The 22,917-nt window shown below is 36.0% G+C and carries 26 protein-coding genes; 22 read left to right on the top strand and 4 right to left on the bottom strand.

Translation table 11 applies throughout. The features are described from left to right. Positions 1 to 3 precede the first annotated feature (3 nt). Positions 4 to 540 carry a hypothetical protein gene (locus I2484_RS09950; protein ID WP_207150879.1) on the bottom strand — a complete coding sequence of 179 codons (537 nt, stop codon included), beginning with the start codon at positions 538 to 540 and terminating at the stop codon, positions 4 to 6. A 156-nt stretch (positions 541 to 696) separates the two neighbouring features. Here I2484_RS09950 and I2484_RS09945 point away from each other — a divergent pair, with 156 nt between their 5' ends. The 3 genes from I2484_RS09945 (at position 697) to I2484_RS09935 (ending at position 2,646) form a co-directional block, all read left to right on the top strand. After that, positions 697 to 1,236, top strand: coding sequence for a peptidoglycan recognition protein family protein (locus I2484_RS09945; RefSeq protein ID WP_207150878.1), 540 nt, complete (start codon positions 697 to 699; stop codon positions 1,234 to 1,236). Positions 1,237 to 1,563: 327 nt separating this feature from the next. Then, positions 1,564 to 1,884 (top strand): hypothetical protein, encoded by a 321-nt coding sequence (locus tag I2484_RS09940; RefSeq protein WP_207150877.1) that lies wholly within the window; start codon positions 1,564 to 1,566, stop codon positions 1,882 to 1,884. 153 nt (positions 1,885 to 2,037) lie between these two features. Next, a complete protein-coding gene (locus tag I2484_RS09935) occupies positions 2,038 to 2,646 on the top strand; it encodes a hypothetical protein (RefSeq protein ID WP_207150876.1) in 609 nt (202 codons plus the stop codon). A gap of 568 nt (positions 2,647 to 3,214) precedes the next feature. On the opposite strand, the gene I2484_RS09930 is transcribed toward I2484_RS09935, so the two are convergent. Continuing rightward, complete coding sequence (locus I2484_RS09930) at positions 3,215 to 4,363, bottom strand: tyrosine-type recombinase/integrase (RefSeq protein WP_207150875.1); 1,149 nt, start codon at positions 4,361 to 4,363, stop codon at positions 3,215 to 3,217. Positions 4,364 to 5,585: 1,222 nt separating this feature from the next. On the opposite strand from I2484_RS09930, the gene I2484_RS09925 reads away from it, so the two are divergent. Continuing rightward, the gene (locus I2484_RS09925) at positions 5,586 to 5,810 is read left to right on the top strand and encodes a hypothetical protein (RefSeq protein ID WP_207150874.1); all 225 of its coding nucleotides are present in this window, start codon (positions 5,586 to 5,588) and stop codon (positions 5,808 to 5,810) included. Positions 5,811 to 6,102: 292 nt separating this feature from the next. On the opposite strand, the gene I2484_RS21475 is transcribed toward I2484_RS09925, so the two are convergent. Continuing rightward, on the bottom strand, positions 6,103 to 6,231 hold the full coding sequence (locus I2484_RS21475) for a hypothetical protein (RefSeq protein WP_255550421.1): 129 nt from the start codon (positions 6,229 to 6,231) through the stop codon (positions 6,103 to 6,105). Between the two features lie 175 nt (positions 6,232 to 6,406). On the opposite strand from I2484_RS21475, the gene I2484_RS21980 reads away from it, so the two are divergent. After that, complete coding sequence (locus tag I2484_RS21980) at positions 6,407 to 6,514, top strand: hypothetical protein (protein WP_481886342.1); 108 nt, start codon at positions 6,407 to 6,409, stop codon at positions 6,512 to 6,514. Between the two features lie 422 nt (positions 6,515 to 6,936). On the opposite strand, the gene I2484_RS09920 is transcribed toward I2484_RS21980, so the two are convergent. After that, the gene (locus I2484_RS09920; RefSeq protein WP_207150873.1) at positions 6,937 to 7,095 is read right to left on the bottom strand and encodes a hypothetical protein; all 159 of its coding nucleotides are present in this window, start codon (positions 7,093 to 7,095) and stop codon (positions 6,937 to 6,939) included. Positions 7,096 to 7,312: 217 nt separating this feature from the next. On the opposite strand from I2484_RS09920, the gene I2484_RS09915 reads away from it, so the two are divergent. From I2484_RS09915 to I2484_RS09840, 17 genes are all read left to right on the top strand, one after another. Beyond that, positions 7,313 to 7,486: a DUF6877 family protein gene (locus I2484_RS09915; protein ID WP_207150872.1), complete on the top strand. Its 174-nt coding sequence runs from the start codon at positions 7,313 to 7,315 to the stop codon at positions 7,484 to 7,486. Between the two features lie 37 nt (positions 7,487 to 7,523). Then, a complete protein-coding gene (locus I2484_RS09910; protein ID WP_207150871.1) occupies positions 7,524 to 7,859 on the top strand; it encodes a hypothetical protein in 336 nt (111 codons plus the stop codon). A 498-nt stretch (positions 7,860 to 8,357) separates the two neighbouring features. After that, complete coding sequence (locus tag I2484_RS09905) at positions 8,358 to 8,546, top strand: hypothetical protein (RefSeq protein ID WP_207150870.1); 189 nt, start codon at positions 8,358 to 8,360, stop codon at positions 8,544 to 8,546. 402 nt (positions 8,547 to 8,948) lie between these two features. Next, positions 8,949 to 9,305 (top strand): hypothetical protein, encoded by a 357-nt coding sequence (locus tag I2484_RS09900; RefSeq protein ID WP_207150869.1) that lies wholly within the window; start codon positions 8,949 to 8,951, stop codon positions 9,303 to 9,305. Positions 9,306 to 10,366: 1,061 nt separating this feature from the next. Next, on the top strand, positions 10,367 to 11,563 hold the full coding sequence (locus I2484_RS09895; protein WP_207150868.1) for a hypothetical protein: 1,197 nt from the start codon (positions 10,367 to 10,369) through the stop codon (positions 11,561 to 11,563). Positions 11,564 to 12,406: 843 nt separating this feature from the next. Then, positions 12,407 to 13,087 carry a M23 family metallopeptidase gene (locus I2484_RS09890; protein WP_207150867.1) on the top strand — a complete coding sequence of 227 codons (681 nt, stop codon included), beginning with the start codon at positions 12,407 to 12,409 and terminating at the stop codon, positions 13,085 to 13,087. Between the two features lie 545 nt (positions 13,088 to 13,632). Next, complete coding sequence (locus I2484_RS09885; protein WP_207150866.1) at positions 13,633 to 14,217, top strand: hypothetical protein; 585 nt, start codon at positions 13,633 to 13,635, stop codon at positions 14,215 to 14,217. Positions 14,218 to 15,142: 925 nt separating this feature from the next. Further along, on the top strand, positions 15,143 to 16,120 hold the full coding sequence (locus tag I2484_RS09880; protein ID WP_207150865.1) for a helix-turn-helix domain-containing protein: 978 nt from the start codon (positions 15,143 to 15,145) through the stop codon (positions 16,118 to 16,120). A 48-nt stretch (positions 16,121 to 16,168) separates the two neighbouring features. After that, positions 16,169 to 16,405: a hypothetical protein gene (locus I2484_RS09875; RefSeq protein ID WP_207150864.1), complete on the top strand. Its 237-nt coding sequence runs from the start codon at positions 16,169 to 16,171 to the stop codon at positions 16,403 to 16,405. 43 nt (positions 16,406 to 16,448) lie between these two features. Beyond that, positions 16,449 to 16,787, top strand: a complete 339-nt coding sequence (locus I2484_RS09870; RefSeq protein ID WP_207150863.1) for a hypothetical protein — start codon at positions 16,449 to 16,451, stop codon at positions 16,785 to 16,787. Between the two features lie 206 nt (positions 16,788 to 16,993). Further along, positions 16,994 to 17,107, top strand: a complete 114-nt coding sequence (locus I2484_RS21975; protein WP_481886343.1) for a putative holin-like toxin — start codon at positions 16,994 to 16,996, stop codon at positions 17,105 to 17,107. 404 nt (positions 17,108 to 17,511) lie between these two features. Beyond that, positions 17,512 to 18,744 (top strand): Fic family protein, encoded by a 1,233-nt coding sequence (locus I2484_RS09865; RefSeq protein ID WP_207150862.1) that lies wholly within the window; start codon positions 17,512 to 17,514, stop codon positions 18,742 to 18,744. Positions 18,745 to 19,850: 1,106 nt separating this feature from the next. Then, positions 19,851 to 20,606, top strand: a complete 756-nt coding sequence (locus I2484_RS09860) for a helix-turn-helix transcriptional regulator (RefSeq protein WP_207150861.1) — start codon at positions 19,851 to 19,853, stop codon at positions 20,604 to 20,606. A gap of 62 nt (positions 20,607 to 20,668) precedes the next feature. Beyond that, positions 20,669 to 20,917, top strand: coding sequence for a hypothetical protein (locus I2484_RS09855; protein ID WP_207150860.1), 249 nt, complete (start codon positions 20,669 to 20,671; stop codon positions 20,915 to 20,917). Positions 20,918 to 21,489: 572 nt separating this feature from the next. Then, positions 21,490 to 21,849 carry a UBA domain-containing protein gene (locus tag I2484_RS09850; protein ID WP_207150859.1) on the top strand — a complete coding sequence of 120 codons (360 nt, stop codon included), beginning with the start codon at positions 21,490 to 21,492 and terminating at the stop codon, positions 21,847 to 21,849. Positions 21,850 to 22,066: 217 nt separating this feature from the next. Next, positions 22,067 to 22,393, top strand: a complete 327-nt coding sequence (locus I2484_RS09845) for a hypothetical protein (protein WP_207150858.1) — start codon at positions 22,067 to 22,069, stop codon at positions 22,391 to 22,393. 109 nt (positions 22,394 to 22,502) lie between these two features. Next, entirely contained in the window at positions 22,503 to 22,829 is a 327-nt protein-coding gene (locus tag I2484_RS09840; protein WP_207150857.1) for a hypothetical protein, read from the top strand. Positions 22,830 to 22,917 lie beyond the last annotated feature (88 nt).

The raw sequence follows: 22,917 nt of genomic DNA, 5'->3' as shown, positions 1-22,917 counted from the left end.
CTATTATTTAACAGGCAATAAGCCTCCACCATTTGTTATATAGATATCTCCATCTATAATAACCGTTTTCACAATTTTTCTTGACATGAAAATGATGCCACGTTCATTAACTATTGTTGACTCCTTTTTAAAAAGGAAAGGGGTAACGGATTTAAATATAGTGTATTTGGTATCAAAAACATCAAATTTCGTTTCTGGAGTTTTTGAATTCCTTTTCTCAGAGACCAAATACGATTGTGGAAGTATATCATTCTGTCCAACATATGCAAAATAATAAGGCTGTACTTTAAAAGCCCATAAACACCACAGGGATGTAAGGATTACTGAAAATAAAGCAAGTTTTTTCACTGTTCCCGAATGAGTTTTGAGTTTGCTTAAAATCATGTAAACAGAAGTAGGAACGGAAAAGACGGCGATCAATGCAATCCATTTATCAAACACCAATTGATTGATCACAACAGTCCATCCAAAAAACTTCATTATAAGAAACAATAGAACGATGGAGGATAAAGATAATGAAGCAATATATATCTTTTTCATTTTTTCACTCCCAGGAAGTATTAGTTATGAACAATAATACCATACTCATTGTTTTCTATTACAAATACTACTGAATAACACGAATATTCCTGACGAATCAATTCAATTATATCGTCAAATAGAAATATCGAGGAAGAGATAAGGGGAGAAAGAGATATGTCTTACACTATCATCAATAATTACATCCCGGAGTCCTTATATAAGCTAAAAGCGCCATACAGCATGACGCCGGAATATATCACTCTTCACAATACTTATAACGATGCGACTGCAATTAACGAAATAGCATTCATGCATCGTAACCCGGAACCATTAAGTTACCATGTTGCGATTGATAACAAGCACGCTGTACAAGCTATCCCGTTTAAGCGAAATGGTTTTCATGCAGGCGACGGTGTAACAGGTCCGGGGAACCGTAAATCTATCGGCATAGAGATCTGTTACAGCAAATCAGGCGGTCTGAAATATATAAAAGCAGAAGAAAATGCAATAGAATACGTTGCTCATGTACTTAAACAATATGGTTGGGGTATCGACCGTGTGAAATGGCATAACGATTGGATTAACAGTAAAGGGAAGAGAAAGAATTGTCCTCATCGCATCCTAGACGAGGGGCGTGCGAAATTAGTTAAAGACCGAATTGCATCAAAACTAAAAGAGTTGAATCTGCAATCTACAGTAAATACGAATGTTTAACCTCTCATCCGGTACTCATAAAAATGAAAAGTGTTTTTGCCATTATTGATTCGGCTAATAACTTAGGATGAGGAGAGTCGTATTACTTTAAAATAAACTGAAGTGTTAGGTTCGCCCTGTCCTATACGAAAAGAGGGAATTAGTTATGTCGTACATGCGGTTTCATTCGGTCACTTGTAATAACCAAAACAGCGTCTCGAAAATGTAAAGGCGGCACCCTTCGGGGTGTTGTTTTTCTGTCTTGCGTCACAAATAATGAATCTCACCCCACATATATAAGTGTAGGCCGGTACAAGCCGGCAAAACAACAACAGGAGGTTTTATATTATGAAATGTAAAGAATTCATACCAGGGGTATGCGATATCGGGACAAGAGGAACAATTTGTGCAAGTTCACAAACTGGTTACATTGCGGCTAGTGTTACTTCGACTTTAAACTGTAGTTTCCAATACACGATTTATTTGGAACAATATAATCCAGTCGCACAACTTTGGATGAATGTTGCATCACGAACAGGAGTGGCTTCAAAAAGCGGAACAAGCCACGAGTTCACCACGAACTACGCAGACAAGAGGGAATTTCGCGTTAGGTGTGTCGTGCTTGCGACAAATGTTACAGGTACTACGGATTCATTTAGTCACTTGTAATAACCAAAGCGGCGTCTCGATGATCTAAAGGCGGCACCCCTCGGGGTGTTGTTTTTTTTTCTGCCTCACTAATTAGGAGCGTCATCTTTTTCGTTTGACCTAACAAAATGCGAATGGTAAGATTAGGTAAATCCAAGGAGGGAGTGGACAATCTTGAAACTGCTCAAAATTGGAATGGTTAGCATTTTGGTCGTCGGATTACTGGCGGCATGTGGAAAAGATGAAATAAATAACAAAGGAATCTCAAAAGTCATGGTCGATGAAGATAATGGAAAGGAAGAAGTAGCTGCACACGAACTTCCTGAATTTCTACCGCAAACGAAAGAATGGGTTGCGGAAACGTTGGCAGAATTTAACCGGCCACCCGAAGAACGATTCCACGAAGCTGGGAACGATGTCGGACTAGTATATTATATAAAAGCGCAAGAAGCTATTGAAAGTATGTATCAAAAAATTCATCCTGAAGAAGTTGGATATGATGAAGACTTCTCAAACGTGCGTCTTTTAGCTGCGGCAATAAGTCATAATCAATTTGTGCGAACAGCACATATCAATAATAATACAGACAAGACCAATCTTGACTATGTTAAGGACTGGAAGCCTGTTCCTGAAGATATGGAATTATCGTTCGAATATATGAAGCGACTATTGAACGATCTTGATGTTGCTATCAACAAGAATGGCGAAGGGGAAACTTTTGGTGTGTCTAATTTGATGGATGGCGACAAGGTTAGAGAATTGGAAAACATCTTTTCACATTAATTACTCAACTTTCGAAGCTATCAGTGTCGTTAACTCACAAAGTAAATTCACGGCGATTTAAGAGGAGTACCCTCGCGGAACAAGACTAAAACCACGGTTTTAGTCCTGTTCCGCGAGTTTTTTTGTCAATTAGATATAACTCCCATATAAGTCTAGCATCCATGAATGAATCGCATGGCATTCTTTCTCAAAGTTCTTCTCCAAATAGTTCATTGTCGTTTCAATTTTCTCATGTCCTAATGATCTCATGACGCCGTAAATATCTACCCCAAAGAGTGGATACTATCAACTGCCGCCATGGAATATTGGTTTGAGAATATGAAAAAAAGAAGCTAAACCAATCCGGATGCTCCCAGTGTGGTTTAGCTTCAGTAGAGATGACAATTTGCTTATTATATACAAAAATAATGGATATAAGACTTTTATCACTAAACATGATGTGGTATAATTGACGCATTAATTATATAGACAGCGACTTAAGAGGAGTACCCTCGCGCAATAACTCTGAAACTACCGTTTCGGGGTTATTGCGCGAGGGTATTTTGCATGAATTGATATTATTGTCCTCTTAAATATAGTCCCCGAACACTTCAGGTTTCCATGAGTGGATGGCATGTCGTTCTTTTTCGAAAACTTTCTCCAAGTAAATCATCGTTGTTTCGATTTTTTCATGCCCTAGTGAACGCATAATATCGTAGATATCCACCCCATTCAACTTGGATATAATAGCAAAAGCGTGACGGAACACGTGAGGTGTTATTTTAAGCGTTTTATCCGATAGCATCACTTGCTCAGTTGTGGCAATCTGTTTTTTTACATATTGAGATAAGTAGGATGGAGAATAGGCCTGACCGGTATTCGTTGTAAAGAGTGGATCCTCCTGTAGCGCTTGTTCAATTGGAAGAAGCCCTCGGGCATGGCGAAACATACGTATGCTGCGGACAACTTTCTCCTTTAGTGGAACGTGTCGCAACTTATTTCCTTTTCCTAATATTTCCAGGTAGTAGCCACCCAGGATAGCATCAACTTTCAAATCCTTCACCTGCAGCACACAAAACTCTTCATTCCGGATCCCAGTTGTGGTTAATACATGAACAATCGTAAACATAACAGGGTGTTGAAGGTCCCGAAAGGTGTTGAGTAGCGTGATTACATCTAAAGGACCCAAGTCGCGATTAGGGCGGTCATCTTTACGTACTGATGCAATGCGCAGCCCCTTTTGAATAGGTTCCTGGATATAACCCTTTTCGTGTAAAAAGGTGAAAAATGCTTTGATAATGGTCGTTTTTCGTTCAAGTGTGGCAGCAGAGTACGCTCCTTTACGTAAAACATACGGACTATCGGTTGCTAACCACTCCTGGTAGCGCCTTAAATGACGTGATTGGAGGGATTTAAACAGAGAACCTTCTATTATATAGGCAACATCTATATCAATTGCCACGCTATATGTTAAAAGCTGTTCAATGAAGAGTAATAGCTCACGCTCATACTCCCGAACAGTTCGACGCGAACGTTCGTTCTCTTCGTTAAGATGGCGGCGCTCATATAGAAACCATTTTATCATTTCTGGATCTGTAAAATCATGAAAAGGTGTCTCCCCATTTTTTTCAGCTGCATCCAAACGAATTTGGAGGGAGGGAAGAGTTAGTTGGTCTTGTAATACCATTTTCAATTGTTCCATATGCAACCTACCGGTTTCCATCATCTCTAAAGACATGTTTACAACACTCCTTTTATCAGTTGTATAAATTAACAGATAAACCATTGTAATTTAATATTCTTCAACTCAACACATGCTTCGCCTTTTGTAAGTCACATTGATTCTACCACATATTCAATACAACATAAAAAAATCATCCATTTGTTTATATAAAAAGAATAACTCTTATTTACGTTTGCTATTCTTATGCATTGCATTTTCGCTATTACGTTTTATGCGGATTACACTAACGTGTAGGAAATGTTGTTTTTTTGTAGTTACACTAGTTTTGATATAGGGGGATAAAAAAGTGAACGATAAACATCAACTTTCACTATTTGAGCAAGGAGAAGAAAAAGTAGGAGAGTAAACAAAAGAGATAGCGCAAGTTGAAGAAAAAGTAATAGACACACCATTAGAAATAGGGGATCGTGTTCAAATCACCATACCTGAAACGAGCGGCATGATCCGGAATTGTATTTCTTTTTGCAGGATTTTTAAAAAAATGGGGTACAGTTCTGAAGGTATTAGAACATCTTAAATTACAATACGAGGTCGAGGTCAGAAACAAGATAGCAGTTGTCTATCATGTTGAATTACAAATCGGCTGGCCATAAAACGAGGAGGAATAAAAAATGCCTATTATAATAGAAGAAACTCAATTAATTTGCACTAAAAACGGAACCAATTCAGATGAAAGTGAAGTACATAATGCAGCTTGCGATTCAAACCATTACGACTCAATTGTCGACACTATTATTCCTACCCTAACATACGGTGACTATGTGCATTTTAGTGGGAGAATCTGATGACCAAGCAGAAATTGAATCGGTTAAATTGATAGGTCACATTCAGAATCATTCCCGAAGTGTTTGATTAACCATAACAACGTGCTTATTGTTGTGTCTAGTTGGAATATATATTTCGGATTAAGTAGCGTAAAAACATCTTTAGACCTAAAATGCAAAGTTGTTGAATGGTTATCACGTCCATCATGTAAAGGTGTAAGTAATTACTGGCAAAAACGTGTTAGAGCTATAGTTAACGATTCTCTAGGGACGGACTTTAATCGTGATGAAATAGAACGTATTTACATGTATGTAGGCAATGCTATAAAACCAGAACTAACAACTAAGTTTATTGAATCAGGTTTCGATTTAGATGTTTTACCGGAAACGCCCGTTTATATATGACACACTTAGTGCTTGATCGGAATCGTAAATGAAGATGAGGAAGCCGGGTGAGAAAAATGGCTGAACAAAAAGTTGTCAAGGAAAGTGCGGAGTTAAAAGCTTTGGTCGCCGCTAGAACGACGACCAACATCCAACTTGATGGAATACGGATAGATCCAAAAGAAATTGAAGAGATTCTAAAAAGTGCACCCGCAGTAAATGTAAAAGACGCAGTTCCAGAATCCGTTAAACTGTATAGCGTTTCCAAGGAATTTGACTCGGATGAAGTTTAGCTAAGAACTTAGCAATGTCCGTTCTTCCATGGTAAGTTGGTACACCTCTTGAATTTTGTGCCATCAAAATAATTGGCATACCAGGAAAATGGCGTGAAAAGCCATTACGCGTATTCTCACACGTAGCAGACGATTGTAATACATGCGGTTTAACTATAACTACTGCAAAGGTTTGTCCCTGCTCTTTAATAACCGCTCCTTCAAATTGCATATAATCCCGTCCTTTCCTAATGAGTAGTAATACATTTAAGACTTCTATGGTGACCTGTCGCCCTGAAGAATGCCTTGATTTTCATTTCTTTTTCGTTTGAGAAAGTGCTGAAGCTGCTACCGATTTTGAAGCATCGCTGTAACGTCCGTCTCTTAGAATCTTACTAGCGATACTTGCAACACTCTTAGAAGTTTGTTTTTTGTTAGTCATATTTTCACCCCTTTCAGAATTGTGGGAACGAATATTCCTTTCATACAATATAACACCATATGTAGTGGTGTGCAAGGGGCGGGTGCACTCTATGTTGTGTATTAGGCGGAAATGTGAATCTAAAGGAATTTCGCGATACAGGGTCTTAAAAATGACTGGGATTGCTTAGTCAACTTTGCGAAATATCGAAAATAGCTCGAATACGAATCCTACATTTCAAGTAGTGTGCAAGATTGCAGACGCACTTGAAATGTCGTTGGATGAGTGGAGAGTTAAAGATTAAATAAAGTCGTGAAGGACACATAGAATAGCAAAAAGGAGGAACGGAAATGGAGAATTATTTAACGCTCGTTAGCGGAGAGGTCATTTATCCGGACATGAACATAAGTTTTGATAAAGAGAAGTATTCAAAGGCTAAAGTTTATTTATAGATGCACATGCTGAATAATAATCAAAAGCCGCGAAAGAGGAATAAAGCAACTAAAAAAGGGATGAGAGTACACATTGACTATATTCGCAACCAGGATGAATACAAACAAAGGGATTGTAGAGTTGAAAGTCTATAACAGCGAGGTAAACGAAACCTTCAATCTTGGTATCGAACTAAGAGGCGGTGAGTGATACACAGTACGACCATAATACGCAATGACAACAAAAAGAAATCGGGGCTGTCTTAAAGCCCCGAAGCATGGAATGTGGCGATCATTATAAATTCTTCGGACCTACGATGTATTCATTATTATTAAACTTTTCGATGATGTTTTGAACATAAGGAGATCTGAAATCGAGACCACTTCTAACTGGATTCAACTGGCTTTTTTTATGAAGCAAATTAATGATTTTTTTCGCTCGAAGTTCTTCCATTTTCAATCACCACCGTTCTATATATATAACGATAGCTTAAGGATATATCGTTGTCTAGTAGCTGTTTGCCGCAGGGGTTACTGAAGTATTCAAGTTGAATACTTTAATAATTAAAAACTTGTAAATCTAATAAAAATAAAGGATTAATTGTAGCGATGGTCCAAAATAAAGCTGTGATAATGTCTAGGAAATTAGCAGAAGTGAAAACGAGCAACAAATGAATCCAATAAATGAAATAACGAAAGTAGCGGACCGTATCCCGCTGGAAGCGTTGCGAGATAAAAATGCATGTATTACGGATTGGTTGGCCGGTGGTGGGAATCATGATGATCCGTATGTTTGGCAGCATTTTCGGTATGCACAGAGATTTGTGAAGGAGGGAAACGAGTGAAATACGACAAGCAAGAATGTCCTAAGTGTGGCAGGAGTTGCAAGACTTTGTACAGGCCAGTCTCGAACCATACTGGCCTGAATTTTTGTTACTCGTGCAATCGAAGCAGGGTGAAGGAAGAAAAAACGAAGGAGTGATCGCCTTGGTGCAGCAACTTGCTATTTTTGATGCGGTGCCAAAGAAAGGAGTATTTGCTGTTGGGGATACCGTGTTTGTCGTTGTGAATGTAGAGGGGAAAGATGTTGAGGATTATTACTATCTCAAATCGTATGAGGGGTCGAATGGGCGGGTTGTAAAGGTTTTGCCAGGCCTGCAATACGAGGTATTGTTTGCTAAAAGCAATAGGATTGGGATATTTCGGTATGATGAATAGAAAAATGGGAAAAGGGATGGACAAGACTTTGGATTCGAAGATTCATATGACGGATGATAAAACAGCGGATGAATTAGAAGAGTTCAGAGTCTAAAGAGAACGGATAAGGGCAGATTCAGCAGAGCCTAAAGCAATACATCTCCCGCAAAGGCACGCCAGGTCGTCAGTGTTTTTGTTTTAAAGAAATGCAACCGAGATAATAATTGTAGATTTAAGGAATATTTTTGCGGGAAGCTGTGTATAACAAATAAAGGGGAGGGGAAAAAGGTGTATGAGAGAAACTCTCTGACGCATTTAGGAACGACTTAAGTGTATGTAAGGTCACTAATGACTAGATAGACGTCCAAAATAGACTCATTTTTTTAAATTAAAAATGTGGTTCGACAGTTTACACTCGACAATTCGATAACAACAAAATTTATTTTTAAAATGGAAAACAGAGAAACTAATTATCTCTCTTTGTGAGGTATAATTAGTGTAGATTCGGGGGGGGCAATGTTGAATGATATCATCAATACAAATAAGTACTTTTATCCAGCGATTTTAATGGGTATTTTGAGCGTCATAATCACAATACAATGTAGTTATTATGGATTTTGGGAAGAAGTAAGAGTTTACAGTCTTGGTGGGATGTTGTCGTTTGGTCTTGCGATAATGATAGGAAAAAAAGAAGAAAAATTAGTATAATAGAAGATGAAAAGTTGAATAGATTGTGATAAAGGTGGATATAATATGTTCAAACACAAAAAAAGCAATCAAAATAGTAACTTGACTGTTTTATATTGTCGATATTGGTAGATATAATGACGATTATATCGATTTTTCTACTTTTTTAGTAGGACGATAGTTACCGCTTGCTATCTGCCTAGCAGATGGTGTAAAATTGTTTAAGTGTATCTAAAAAATATGAAAATATGTTTTAGATTTGCGCAGATTAGGACAAGTCTTCTAATTAGGTGGAGAAATCCCGTGAATATAGATAAGAAAGAGCGAAACTCAGAAAGGTGGATGCAATAATTGGGAAAAAAGTAAATAAAGGACAAATCCCTTCATCTCATAGTAGGGTAGTGGTCAAAGAGGTGAGAAACAATGAGGGCAGTAGTTAATCGTGGATTTAAATGGGCAATAGCAGTACCAACCGCATTTTTCCTATCAGCACTTTACAACTTTACGCTTTTTTTATCAAAAGATGAAAATCAAGCAGTGTTGGCAGCAGCAGGAAAGCATTTAATGTCAGACGGGTCTTTGATGCAGATGGCTATTTATGGTTCGATAGCACTTTTTATTTTATTGGCATCAATCGCAATTAAAAATGTCCAGCACTCGAATGCTGAACGAAAGTTAAAATTGGACGAACAAAAGACTCAGGATTTAGAAAATGTAGCGGAAAAAGCAGCAGAAAAAGCCGTGCAAAAAATTAAAGATAGGGATACAGATATAAAGTGAGAATTGGTTGAAAGCTGTTTGCGCAGCGATACCAATCAAACTCCTCGTGGCGACGGGGAGTTTTTTTATTGACTAAAAGCTTATTCTTATATGAGTTATAATATGTCTGTGAATTTTAAAGAAACTAAGTAAACTTATTTAGAAGTTTTCAAGAATTCTAAACTTGTGACACCCTTATCTAAACTTTGATATTATCATATTAACACTATAAGTTTCCGAACTCAAGTTATATATTTAAAAAAGTCGACATTAACATAAATTTTACGGGTTAAATACGATAGATTATTTCTTAACTCCTAAAATTAATCAATTATGTCCGGAAATTAACTCCAACTCACCGAAACAGTAAGATGTCTAAAACTTTTAACTCTCTTTAGATTTATCCATATTTTTAAAAATTCTCTTTATGTTAAAAATGAGTGCCTTAACAGCATGTCCAATAGCTCTCATCCTATTCAGTTGTGCGCAAAAATATTATCCCTAGTCCACATCATAGTTGTCCGACAAGACCATGATAGGATGCCTTGTGAGCGTTGGATAGTTAAATTAGTAAGGCTATATGATGATAACACCAGGAACAGTTCCTGGTGTTTTTTAGATATCATCTCCGTATTTCTCCTCGTTCTTATCCCATTATTTATCCCAATTAAATATAGAGTATTGTTGTTCGCTGTCAAATCGCATTTGAAAAAATAAAAACGTTCTATGACCCTAAAAATAAAAAGGTATCGGCTCAAACGTTGGTTACAAATATGGCTGCTGGAACCGCAGAGTTTGATTTTCTTCTGGATAGTGAATTTATAAAAATTACTGATATCGGTAATAAATATCAAATCCGACACTTTGAGGTTAATAAAATTCAAATTGGTTCTATGAAACAATTAGATTAATTGTTCTATTGCATGATAGCATTAATTGATCTATGTTTGGATAAAGTGAATAGTGAAAACTAAAAGGTGGTTTTATACCTACTGTTTTGGACTAAAGAGTGCTTTACTTCAATTCGGAGTAGGGCATTTTTCTAATTCAATGGGGATTGATAACAAAGGAGTGTGGTTATATTGGAAATCGATTTCTTAGATTCAACTGTCCTAGAGCGTTTAAAACTGGCTATCCATGAACATAGTGACTTCTTAATACATAAATACAGTAATTTTTATGGGAAGAAGAAAATAAGTGTGCTTTTCTCCGCGAGGGATTGGCTGCATATAGTTGTTTACGGCTTGCCCTCCGTCGATCTTCACAAAAAGGATGATGACGCTAAATCTCTAAACGTACTTCAATTCGTATGTACTATTGATTTACTTACAGAAGCAGTCCAACAATTATACAGGGCACTTTACAACAAAAAGAATTACCCATTATGTAACGACAAGACTGTATTTAAAAAAAGCATTTCTGATGACCAATATTTCACCCATATAAGGGCTGCTTTTGGTGTTCATCCAGTAAATTTAGATAGTTATGACGGAGTGATTTCTGACAAAAAATACTTTGCTTCTTGGTCTAGCAGTCATGGTAGAGGCGATTTTAGTGTTTATCTATATAGTAACGATCCAGAGGAAAGTGACAAAGAATTAACTATATACTTTAACGAGATAATAGAGTATGCGAAGATACGATACGAATATATTGACGAAATTACTAGAGAAATCAAAAGGCAGCAATTAGAATTCAATGTTATTTGGTCTAAAAAATTAATTCCGGCGAATGAAGATCCTCTTGAACAACTTAATATATTAAAAGTTGAAAATGAAAAACGTTACGGTGATTATGGATATAGATACGACATCGAGGAGTTATTAGACCTTTACACAGCACCAATGGACTTCACTTCAGATATTAATTTGTACAGTAGATTTCTCGAAAAAATAGAACCATCCATTCTCGAAATTTATATGAACCTACAAAATATGAGAATCATTGATTTAAGTATCTATCCATCGCCTCATTACTACGGTTTAAAAAAGTTTGACTCTTATCGATACGATATTCAAAAAATTCACGATTTTTTTGGTAATCCACAGAGTTCATCAAGCATGGTTCCTTACCATCTAAACAATCTTATTGAGGCTGGCCTTTTACCGTCATTTGCTACATCTTCACTGGATAAACGGGATTTAAAACTCATTATGTACAGCTATTTAGAGAAGGAAGGAGCAAGCATTATTTCGCCACACTATCAATTAGAAGAGGAATTTAATAACAGCGAGACAGAAACTGTCTATATTGTTGATGACATTAGTGAATTAGACTAAAATGTAATCGAACAAAGAGCACACATCCATTTTATTTAAGGTGAAGTAAGACTCTGCTTTCCTACCCGATACTACAGTGTGAAGATTAGTATTATCGCCCTTGGAATTAACGATAGAAATAAAAAAAGGTGTGAAAAATGAAAGTCTTTACTTATGTAATTTTGGGGATTTTAGTGACTACACTACTTATGCTCATTACTTTTTCAGATTTAAAATTAACTTAATTGAAAAATGTGCATTGAAAGAGTGGCTAAAATGTTACTCTTCTTTATTTGGCCCAAAGGAAGATTATCGGAAAGTACCAGCGGGAAATAACCGACCATCAAAGAGATGCTAAAATCACAATAGAAACCCTCCTTATAACTTTCCGGGGAAGGTTTTCCGTTCTCGTTGAGCTGAATCTGCATGATTATTCATTTAGACATGCCTGCCGTTCGCCAGAAAGCCCGTTATTTCAACGATGTATATTTCCATGCATAAAGAACGCCAAGGGCAATAGGTGATGAACTGAGAGTCTATAAGGAGTCACTGAACAAACACATTCGGCGATTGAAACGATATTTTGGAAATAATTTATATAATTTCTATAGAATAGGTAATTGCGGTAATGTTGAATTAACTCCCCTTTTTTGTTTATTTACGATTGTAAGAGTTGCTGTGATTTTCGGAATTAAATCAATCCGTTTTTTTGTAAGAACACTAGTTTCAAACGGAATTTCGGGTTATTGAAATCGGAATAATTAATTTTTATATTGTAAAAATTTCACACTAGTGTTATATTTTGAATAAGGGGGGATTACTTATATTTCCATTAATACTAAATATAAAACTAAGGGGGAAATTATGAAGAAGTTATTTAGCGGTATACTAGGATTAACTCTATTCTTCTCATTTGCTGCATTTGCATTGGCTGCAACACTCTATTGGCCAACTGATTCAACCAGAGTTACATCAGAATTTGGAATGCGGACTCTCAACGGCGTAACTAAACTTCACGAGGGCCTGGATATTGGAGGGAAAACTGCGGGGGTTGCCGGAGATACTGTTAGAGCAATTCACAACGGAGTAGTAAGCAATGCAGGATGGCACACAACCTATGGAAATGTAGTTTATATTAACCACGTTGGAAATAACCAAATGAAATATGTAAATGTTCAAAGTAGATATGCCCATTTAACATCTATAAGTGTTACTAATGGACAAGCTGTTACTGGTAATACAAAAGTTGGAACAATGGGTACTACTGGGTCATCTACAGCTGTTCATTTACATTTAGAAACAAGAAATTGTTCAACTTCAGCCTGCACAAGTTCTACTGCTTACAACCCAAGAACTTGGTATGATCTTGATGTTGTTCCTCCTTCTTTAGTTAGTGAAGGAGAAATTATGGAACATAATCTAGACGAAATTGATGATTTAAAACCAGAAAAGCCTTTCTTTTATTCTTTGGAGGAGTTGGCACTTATGAGTCCACAAGAGAGAATTGAAATTGGGTATCCAGAACCCTATGCAGAGTTTAAGTAAAAAAGGTTGAAAACGCCAAAATAGGGGCCACCTCTCCAAATCGGATAGTGGGGAGGAACTCCTTATTTCGACCAATATTTTATGAATCGTGAGATAGAACATTACTACGGAAAATTATGGAGCAATCATACTCACCTTCGAAGTGGGAAGGATTTTCTATGAAATCAATAAAATGTTTCCGTTCGGTTGGCCTTTGAAATTTGTTTTGTTAGAACCCGTAACTCAGGATTATCAAAGAAACCAATAATCCTACAGCCTAAGTCGTCACAGCTTCGTAAACCACTTGACATCTGTCTCTCCCCGAATTCCTTTGGACATTACAAAAAAAAGCAGTAATAATTATATTTAGAAAAAAGGGAACTGAAGCGTCATCGGAAACCTCTTCTCTTTTTCATTTTTTAGACGTAATCATGAGTTAAGTTTATTGCATAAACTTTTAGTGGTATATATACAATGGTAGTGGCTGAAGCTCCTGAATTTATTCTTGATTTAAAAAGGAATACTATCGTGAACATAAAGAGCGAATTAAATGGAGGAAGAAGGATATGAGTATATTTGCATCACGATTTGGACTAGTTTTAATTTTGTTTATGTTGATTGTATCTGGTTGTCAATCTGTCGATAGTAATTTTAAAGATATAAAGGAAATCGAAGAAGAATTACCGGAAAACGAGATTTTCACTGAAGAAAATGGATTTTATTATATTTATGGAGTTACATTAAATGACTCGAAATCAAGAGTTATAGAAAAAATGGGTAAAGAATTTAAAGAGATTTTTGACTCTGAAGTAAATGTTACTGGGGCTGATTCTATTCTGGAATATAGTAATTCGAGCTTTCATTTTTACCGAGAAAAATTAATATTTGTAATGGTTGAAGAATTAGATGTTGAGTATTACGATAATTTATTTATTCATAACAACGATAAATATGTTAATCAGAGTTATAAAATAGATAAGTACAATAGCAATAGCATTCGATATTTTTACTCGAAAGATACTTCCCAAATTTTAATGGCTAAGTATGACCCTGACAGAAATCTAACTATTATGCTAACGACTGCAGATGATAATTTCTATGAGTCTTTAAAGGCAGGGGCTATAGAAGAGATATTGGATAATGCTAAGTGATTAATAACTATATTATAAAGCTCAAATTTTGAAGAATAATATCAGGAATTATTATTAAATGCTGCAAACAAAAAAAACAGGCCGCCTCTATTTGAACTGTACCCCAATTGTTAGACACCCTCTAACAATTGTAGGTGTAGTTTTTTTATGATGAAATTTAACTTAGAACAAAAATCTGGGTCCGTAACTAGGTAACAAAATGGTTCTGAAAGCGTATCATCGACTTTTGCATCAAGTTAAGGGGGGGGAAATGAATCATTGTGAATTCTACCTTTTTAAAAAAGAAATTGCTAATAATATCAAATAGTGTAGTATGTAATGATTCTATTATTCAACCTTTTGATTTAGTCTTATTAAGCGAGGCAGTAAAGAGAACAGTTCCAGTACTACGGCGCAGTATAAAGATTATACTGAAAGACTTGCATTAACTCCTGCAGAGGATTTAGAGCCTGGTGTTGACCCTACTTTATCTCCTAGAGCTCTCTCAAGTGAAATTAGAACAAGAGATCAGGGGTCTAGAGTAATGTACCATTCGTTAAATATGCGAACTTTTGGTATTGCCATACCTTTTACCGTCACATGCAATATTCGAATGGTAATACAATATAACTATCCTGCAACTAATGCCTCACAGTTTCAATATGCACGATATCCAGATGTTAAAATGGATATTATTATGGAGGCTATAAATGGAACTACTTTACTAACACAAGACCCTAAGGATCCTAATAGCTTCTCTAAAGTAGAGGTACGATGCTTTTTCACTTTCCCCAAGGGAGGCCTTACTTGGATACATATGAGAAGGCTCAGGAAAAGGCGAAGTAGAAGGGCATAGGGATTTGGTCTATCGAGAACTACGCGACTGATAGATGGTTCAAGGAATAACAAAACGGCTTCAAATAGAACTATAGAAGGAGTGTTTTTATTGAATGCCTGGTACACAAGACAAGAAGTAGCTGACATACTTGCAGTTTCGAAACCCACAGTTTATCACTACGCAAAACAAAAGAAAATCATTAAAATTGCGGACCCGCATCGGTTGACTCGTGAAGCTAGGTATCAGAAGGAGGAAGTAGACGCCCTTGCAGAAGAACGGAGTCGGAACAAACCTACGGGATTACGTCCTTCTGAGCTTGCTAAACGATTAGGCGTATCCGTAACAAGGATCTACACCATCATCAGAGATAACTACCTCCCAGTCGATGAAATACTGCTAGGCGACGAAGGCAAAGGGTACTCGATTTCAGAAGAGATGGCCGTTCGAATTCAAGAAGAAGTTGTACGGACGATGCCCGTTCGTGGTACAAGGGTAGAATTTTACGATTCAAAGCATGACATTTCCCTTTATCAACGCTTTCTTGCTCCTAACGGACAGGATATGCGGGTGTTGCGGAATGACAATCTAGAATGGGGATTCTTCCTACAATCCCGCACCTGGATTCCTTATAGGGAAGCGATTAATAAATTCAAGTATGAGGCGGCGTATCCAATCCATCAATCGAATAGACGTGCAGCGGCATACACAGATTTTGTACTGCCGAAAGATTTGGTTGAGTCTTTTGACTTCCTCGATTTTGTCTATCAAGTGTGGGGGATCGAAAACATCCGTTTGCGAGAGCGTGAAACAGATATTGCACTATCTATTAAAAGCGGATTGACGGTATTACCTATACCAGTCCCAGAAACGATTACAGAATGCCTTATCACGTCGTTCCTTGCACTTGGTAATGTAGAACTAATGGACGGGGAATGTAACCTTATAAGTGGTTACAGGCGTAATACAGTTGACCTCCCAAATACTATATGGGAGACATTGCACGACATATCTAAACAACAGGACAAAACAATAAGCGAATATATTGAAGATGTCTTACGTGAAAATTTTGAACGAGAACAAAACTAGAGAACCTATGCTACTCAAACATCAACTTAAATAAACGAGGTTTTGAAAATGGGAAAAGTGAAACTATATATTGTATGTTTACTAGCCGTTTCAATAACTGGCTTAACAATAATAAATTTAGTTCCATTAATTTTGAATGAAGGGTCTACGGGTAACAGTTTTGTTCAATTTTTTAAATCACTATCAAAAGGACAAGCATTTGTCGGTGCAGCGTCTACAGGTACTTTAACGGTAGTAATACTTTTCGGTATGTATAAATTAAATCAATTCCAAGTCAAAAAATAATGTTAATTAAGAATCTAACCAACAATCGAGAGGCGGCAAAGAAATGGATCATAAATTACAAATAACAAGAGGTAACATTGAATCAGGAGAAAATAAAATTGAAATAGCCATCACTTCAACCGAAAAAGGTCATAATGAAATCCTTTTCAAAGCGATTGAATCATTGATTGAAAGTATTGACTTAGATGTTGAAGGTGGGGAAACAGAAATTGCGCGTATTTTATTTTCGGTCGCTGACCATATTGGATTCAATGGTTGGTACAGCCATTCACCCAACGTGACTATCCAATATGACGAAGACTCAGATGAGGGATTTGTAACCAACCAGGAGAAGATAGGCATACTAAGAGACTATCTAAAGAACTTTGAACAAAGATTATAAAGCATAAGCCGTGAACTATTTCTGAAAAGACGTTTAAATAGTTTCCATCAGTTTTATATTATGTATATTGATGGGCCGTAAGTTCGGTACATTTCAGATGTACGCATAAGCAACATTCAGAATGGTCTAGTCTAGAAACCTTAAACTATAATTGAAGAATTTGATCCGGTCATGGTATATTACCTGACGGAAGAGGGTGCTGCGAAGTGACTATAACTGAGGCGCTGGTGATCATGATTAGTTTTTCTACTTTTACCGTAGCAGTGATTGCTCTGGCCTATCAAATGTCACAAAAAAATATTCCACCCTTTAGTTTTTGACGGCTCGGGTGGATTATTTCATCACGTGACGCTGATCTCCTAATGGGAACCTATCTATTTTGTTAATATCGTTCAAAAATTCAAGAGTCTAGAGAAAATATATATTGAATTGATTGTCGTATCACTTGTTACGTTTGTTATAGATTTTTATTTAATGATATCCTTCATTAACATTAGGTGGACTGTCAATTGCAGGTTTTCTTTCGATGTAAAAGAAGTAATACACTTTAGTATTAGTTTCGATGAACCCTTCCATAAGTAAATGAGGTGCTAAGTCGTTCTAAATTATTAATTTACTTTGGAGGAAATTTTTATAGAAATTTAGAATATTTTAATTGAAAAAAGGTTACAATGACTCTATAATTTAAAAAAAATCTAATTTTTAAAAATAGAGAGGTGATTTTATGAGTTATGAGAAGTTAACTAAACTTTATTACAAATTGGGTGCTGTTTCTTATAATAATGAGGTGACTAAAAGGAAAAATAGTTACGGTAGCTATTCAACATCATTAATGATTCGTGGTTTCCGAAAAGGGCATCTTACAAACGATTCATTTGAATTATTCTATGTAAATACCCATGATTTAATGGACTTAAATAGCGAAGTTTTATTAAACAGTTCTAAAATATCCACACTCATTAGTAAACTTCCTGTTTTTGTAGTAGAACCTTATTTCAATAAGTTAATTATTAATGAGGCACAAAGTAATAATGAAATTGAGGGAATTCGTAGTACAAAAAAAGAACTAAAAGAAGCACTTAGTGAATTAGGACAGTCGGAACCTAAAAATAAGCGCTTTGTAGGTCTGATGAAAATGTATCGTTATATAGAACAAATCAAATCATTTGAAAATGTTCAAGGTTTTAGAACTTTATACGACAGCTTAGTAGCAGATGAAATTAAAACAGAAGATATTCCAGATGGAGAACTGTTTAGAAAAGGATATGTTGAAGTAAATGATGGTAATGTTACCACTCATATTGGTGTAAGTACTGAAGAAAGAATTATTGAAGCGTTGGGAGCATTATTAAATTACTTACAAAATGAGTCTCATCCTGCATTGTATCGTTATATGGTAGGTCATTATTATTATGAATATATTCATCCTTTCTATGATGGTAATGGTCGAACAGGTCGTTTAATTGTCGGGAGTTATTTATCAAGGTACTTAGAAAAATATTCAGCTATAACTTTTTCTTATGCAGTGAATAAAGATAAATCGAAATATTACAAGGCATTAGAGGAAATACCATCACCTTTGAATCAAGGAGAGATGACTTTCTATTTAATTAATATGCTAGAATTGCTTTCGACTGGACAAAAAGGAATTATTGAAGATCTTGAGCTAAATTTAATGAAGCATGAGCGTATTAATGAGTATATTAATAAAGATATATGGGAAAACCTTAAAGAAGAAAGTGAATTATTATATTTTATGATTAGTATTAATGTATTTGTACATGAACAAGAAATTTTTTCTGTGCAAAAATTGATGGAATTGTCAAATAAAACTAGACATATTGTTAATAGAGTGATGGCTTATTTAGAGCAAGAGGGCTATGTTGAGATGGTAAGTAAAAAACCAAAAGCATATAAAATTTGCGATGATTGTTTAGAAAGTATATTACCTTCTTAATCCTCTCTTAAGATATCAAGAAGAACCGTATCATAAGTAAATGAAGTTTTTTAGCTTGAACTGCAGAAATGTAGTTCGAGCTTTTTTATGCTTAACAATCAGTGCTTCACATCAATGGATATTGCTAGCGTTATAAAAACCTGCTGTGCATGGCTAATTAGGAGGTAAGCTTTATGGATGCTCAACCTAAGGAATTAATAATCATTGAAGTAAACGAGCAAAGTTGTCAATTAAAAGTGGATTAATCAAATTACCTGTCTCTGTTCCCGAAACGATTACAGAGCGCCTTATACCGTCATTCCTTGTATTAGGTGAGTCTCGTAACCAGGGGACGGCGTATGGAACCTGATCAGTGGATACAGACGCACTTCAGCTGACTTGCCAAGTAACTTGTGGAGTCAATACAGCACATATCCAAACAAAAATATATGTCTATGAGCGAATACATTAGAAAAAATGATACCAATATACCGGGGAAGGATCTATCTATTGTGATAAATGATGAAACCGGTATCTGGAGTTGGTTAATGAATAATTATGCACTAAATAGCCTTGGGTTACACGTACCACAAATTAAAGAGGAGTGTCTAATATGTTAAATGTTTCTCAAAAATCAAGTATTGAAATACTAAATAAAAAAATTTTAAATTTTTTTTAATAGCCGAGATGTAGGAAACTAATCAAGCTCAAATGGTAAATATAGCAGACCTCGTTAGACTATATTGTAAAGAGTCATATGCCACTACCTTGATATTCCGTACCGTTCAATGATATTCCACTGAAGAGATGGATTCACGCATCCTCGTCTTGATCTTGACTATCCTTAAACCACTGTACTTCCCCCTGGTCGCTCCATGTCAATTCTGAACCGAAAGGTTCTCCAACGCATACCGCCTATCTGCTTCGACGCCCCACCCCCACCCGAACGAATAAATAAATTCGAATCTATAAGATCACTTCGAGGGGATTAAGTAATTTCGAATAAAAAAACAGTCTTTAAGAATGGACAAGAAAGAAGGGCGAAAAGGAGATTCGGCAACGGACAAATGCATTGCAAGTATAGACTAACGAGGTGTATAGTAATTGGAAAAAGGGTGTGTTTTTTTATGATGGTACCGTCGTTTCAACAAACCGTTGGTTTTAGTGTTCAGGATACGCTGGCCCTCTTTTGGCTTCATTCAACTTCAGAACAGGAAACTTACCCACGAGAACTCTATGACAACTTTCTTGTTCAATTCCCTGGGCGACGTGTTGGCTACGAATATGTAGCCCGTATTGGTGCCCGACTCGAAAAAGAGGGTTCCCTCACTTCCTTTACTAAGTCACGCAAAAAATATTATCACATCACTGAGCTTGGCAAAAAGCGGCTGCAAGAATATCAAAAGACATATTTTCAGCGATTTTCGGAAATTACTGCAGTCATTGATCGTTTCTATTACCACCTCACTAAAAATGGGGTACAACCTTCAGGCGAGGTTGCCTTGCTTCATGATGATTTCCGGTCCTATCTTGCCAAACTATTATCCGTTAAGGATGTGGTCAGATACATGGCCCTTCATATCAGTCTGACACGGTCCTCTTTTTACATGGCGCAAGTTGAGGATCAACTTAATGCATTATTTGGATGGGCTCCTTCAAATGGGTACTTATATCAAGTTGCACGTGATATGGAAGAACAGAATTTATTAGTTGGATACTGGCCAGATGAGCGCCGTACCGTTCGATACTTACACAGTACCGAAGAGGGGGCGGCGTTCTATCGTGTCGTTAGTCAATCACTAACCGAACGTATCACGCATATTCGAAGCTATTTGCATTACATCCTGGCATTTCTAAATAAACCCGGCGGGTCCCAGACCTGAGATAATTTGCACCATATCTGGTTCTGTTTTATGGTAAAGATAACGAAAGGAGTTGGAGTCTTATGGAACCAACTATCACCGGAATTAACTCATTTGACGCTGCTGTTATGTTAGAAAAGGCGATCCTATTAAACGGCATGCTTGTTCACGGAACCCATGAACAGAAATCGTTTGCGAAAAAAGAATGGGCAACACTTGAACCACGAATTCGATTGCACATTAATGTCGATGCTACTGAAATGGCCAAAAGAGAGTTAGCACTGGAACACGAGTCGCTCGATTTGCAAACGATAGAATACTTTTGTATTTAAGTCGCTATAGACACCTTTCGGAAAGATATTCTCGAATAATTCACAGTACGAATTATTCAATAGTAAACAGGTTATAGGTAACAATGGATGGTGGAGTATTTATGATTCGAATAATAATAGTTTCTGTTTTATCTATAGGGGGATTAATAGCTATTTATAAAACTTTGAAAAGTGTCTATTTTAAACGTGAAAGGAATGAACAAGACGATACGAATGTCTATTTTGGGTCCTTATTAATAATTTCGGCATTTCTATTATTTAATGCCAAAATTATAATTGAATGGGTCTCACAATTATTCAGGGGTATATAATTCGTTGTTTTATTGACGAAGAACAAGAATATATAAGGAGTTGGATTCATTGCCTACTTCATATCAGCATTATGTATAGGCTGGAAGAAGTCAAAATTGAAGAGAAAACAACCATAAAGAAGGTGTAGTTTTGCTTATAATTAAAGATATACAATTTAAAAGCTTTAAGGTTGCATGCGATCATTTCAAGGTAGATGCTAGTTATTTATATGAAAAATCAAAAAAACTGGTATTTCGAAAGAAAGATTACTTGAAGAAAAAGTGGAACAAGGAATCAAGAAACATGCCGTTATTAATGAGGGGATTGAGTATCTAAACCTTTCGGAACTTTGCGTTAAATTTGAATTAGATCCTCAAAAGGTCCAATCCTTAATTGATAATCGCGGAATATCAAGGAAAGTAGCAATTAGTATTTCAGTTAAACACAATGGAAATGTGCCAAGAAATAGAATGGGTGAAGAAGTCGTGGTGAATGGAAGTACATTTCCTAGTAGGTCTTCTGCCTGTCGTGCAAATGATGTCATCCTTTCAACAGTAAGTCGTCTTGAAAAAAAAGGGTTTTCATTCGAAGAAGCAGTTCAAAAAGAGCGGCTGAGAAGAAAGGTAAAAGAAAAAAAGTAGTAGCTGCAAACTCTTCATTAAGGAAAAGTCAAATTGAGTAAAAAGATTAGACTCAATCAAGATATAGACAAGATGCAATAAGAAACAGAACTAGTTCACTGTACGTTCATAAGCTGCTGTTGTACAGAGCGTAGTAAAGAGTTAATTGATACCTGTAAATGCTAATACACTACAGAAACTGCTATAGGACCAAGACTATATAAGGACGGGGTTGGAAATGTTGAGATTTATTAGTAATAGTAGATGGTTTCAAACCTACAAATCATACAAGTTAAAGAATGAAGAGAATATTCGTGTCTTTATTTACACAAAAAAAAGTGTAGTGAAATTTAAGGAGGGTAGAGCGATCTTAGTTGAGTATGTCCTACCTACTGGTAAATTTTTCGTATTTGTAGATGGAAAACACTATAACAACCTCCTTACTTCTCATGGTAGTATTATCGGTGTTCTACAGGAGTTAAATGGAATTGATGGTCATTTATTCAGCCTAATTAAAGAGGATAGCAAATTTAGTTTTAACGGCAATTTAATTACAATTGAATGATGGAAAATACGCTCGAAAAGCAGATGTAACACACGAAAGAGGTTGCATGATTACTGTAAAAGTTAAAGTACATTACAAACATCTCGCGTAATAAGAAAGGAAGAACATAATGAAAGTGAAGTATGATACCACTAAGGTAATAAGAAGAATAGGATTTGTATTCGTCTCTATTTCACTGTTTATTTGGGTGAATACTCTAATTCCAGGAGGAAGAATACCCTTAATTACAGATTTGATATTTGGTTGTGGTTTACTTTTTTCTTTTTTTGGTCTGTTTGTAGCAGAATATCTTGATATATCTTCTAAAAAAATGAATAGAAATGCAGCCATCAAAATTATGAATGCCTCATTCATAATGCTCATACCTATTTTTATTTTAAATTTCAACGTACTTACTCCACTAATACAATGGTTAGTGAACGATTTAGTGGGGTGACAAATATTTCGTTTTCTTTTATTAAAAACACAAAAACATTCATATAATTGTGATTTACGAGATTGCTAAGCGGTTAGCTTAATACAAA

Origin of the sequence: Sporosarcina sp. E16_8, assembly GCF_017347095.1 — a bacterium.
GTDB lineage: Bacteria > Bacillota > Bacilli > Bacillales_A > Planococcaceae > Sporosarcina.
This window is presented reverse-complemented; position numbering and strand designations above follow the sequence as displayed.

Coding starts and splice junctions, on each gene's coding strand:
- I2484_RS09950 (WP_207150879.1), bottom strand. CDS start 540: ATGAAAAAGATATATATTGCTTCATTATCTTTATCCTCCATCGTTCTA.
- I2484_RS09945 (WP_207150878.1), top strand. CDS start 697: ATGTCTTACACTATCATCAATAATTACATCCCGGAGTCCTTATATAAG.
- I2484_RS09940 (WP_207150877.1), top strand. CDS start 1,564: ATGAAATGTAAAGAATTCATACCAGGGGTATGCGATATCGGGACAAGA.
- I2484_RS09930 (WP_207150875.1), bottom strand. CDS start 4,363: ATGTCTTTAGAGATGATGGAAACCGGTAGGTTGCATATGGAACAATTG.
- I2484_RS21475 (WP_255550421.1), bottom strand. CDS start 6,231: ATGACTAACAAAAAACAAACTTCTAAGAGTGTTGCAAGTATCGCTAGT.
- I2484_RS09920 (WP_207150873.1), bottom strand. CDS start 7,095: ATGGAAGAACTTCGAGCGAAAAAAATCATTAATTTGCTTCATAAAAAA.
- I2484_RS09915 (WP_207150872.1), top strand. CDS start 7,313: ATGAATCCAATAAATGAAATAACGAAAGTAGCGGACCGTATCCCGCTG.
- I2484_RS09900 (WP_207150869.1), top strand. CDS start 8,949: ATGAGGGCAGTAGTTAATCGTGGATTTAAATGGGCAATAGCAGTACCA.
- I2484_RS09890 (WP_207150867.1), top strand. CDS start 12,407: ATGAAGAAGTTATTTAGCGGTATACTAGGATTAACTCTATTCTTCTCA.
- I2484_RS09885 (WP_207150866.1), top strand. CDS start 13,633: ATGAGTATATTTGCATCACGATTTGGACTAGTTTTAATTTTGTTTATG.
- I2484_RS09875 (WP_207150864.1), top strand. CDS start 16,169: ATGGGAAAAGTGAAACTATATATTGTATGTTTACTAGCCGTTTCAATA.
- I2484_RS09870 (WP_207150863.1), top strand. CDS start 16,449: ATGGATCATAAATTACAAATAACAAGAGGTAACATTGAATCAGGAGAA.
- I2484_RS09865 (WP_207150862.1), top strand. CDS start 17,512: ATGAGTTATGAGAAGTTAACTAAACTTTATTACAAATTGGGTGCTGTT.
- I2484_RS09860 (WP_207150861.1), top strand. CDS start 19,851: ATGATGGTACCGTCGTTTCAACAAACCGTTGGTTTTAGTGTTCAGGAT.
- I2484_RS09855 (WP_207150860.1), top strand. CDS start 20,669: ATGGAACCAACTATCACCGGAATTAACTCATTTGACGCTGCTGTTATG.
- I2484_RS09845 (WP_207150858.1), top strand. CDS start 22,067: ATGTTGAGATTTATTAGTAATAGTAGATGGTTTCAAACCTACAAATCA.
- I2484_RS09840 (WP_207150857.1), top strand. CDS start 22,503: ATGAAAGTGAAGTATGATACCACTAAGGTAATAAGAAGAATAGGATTT.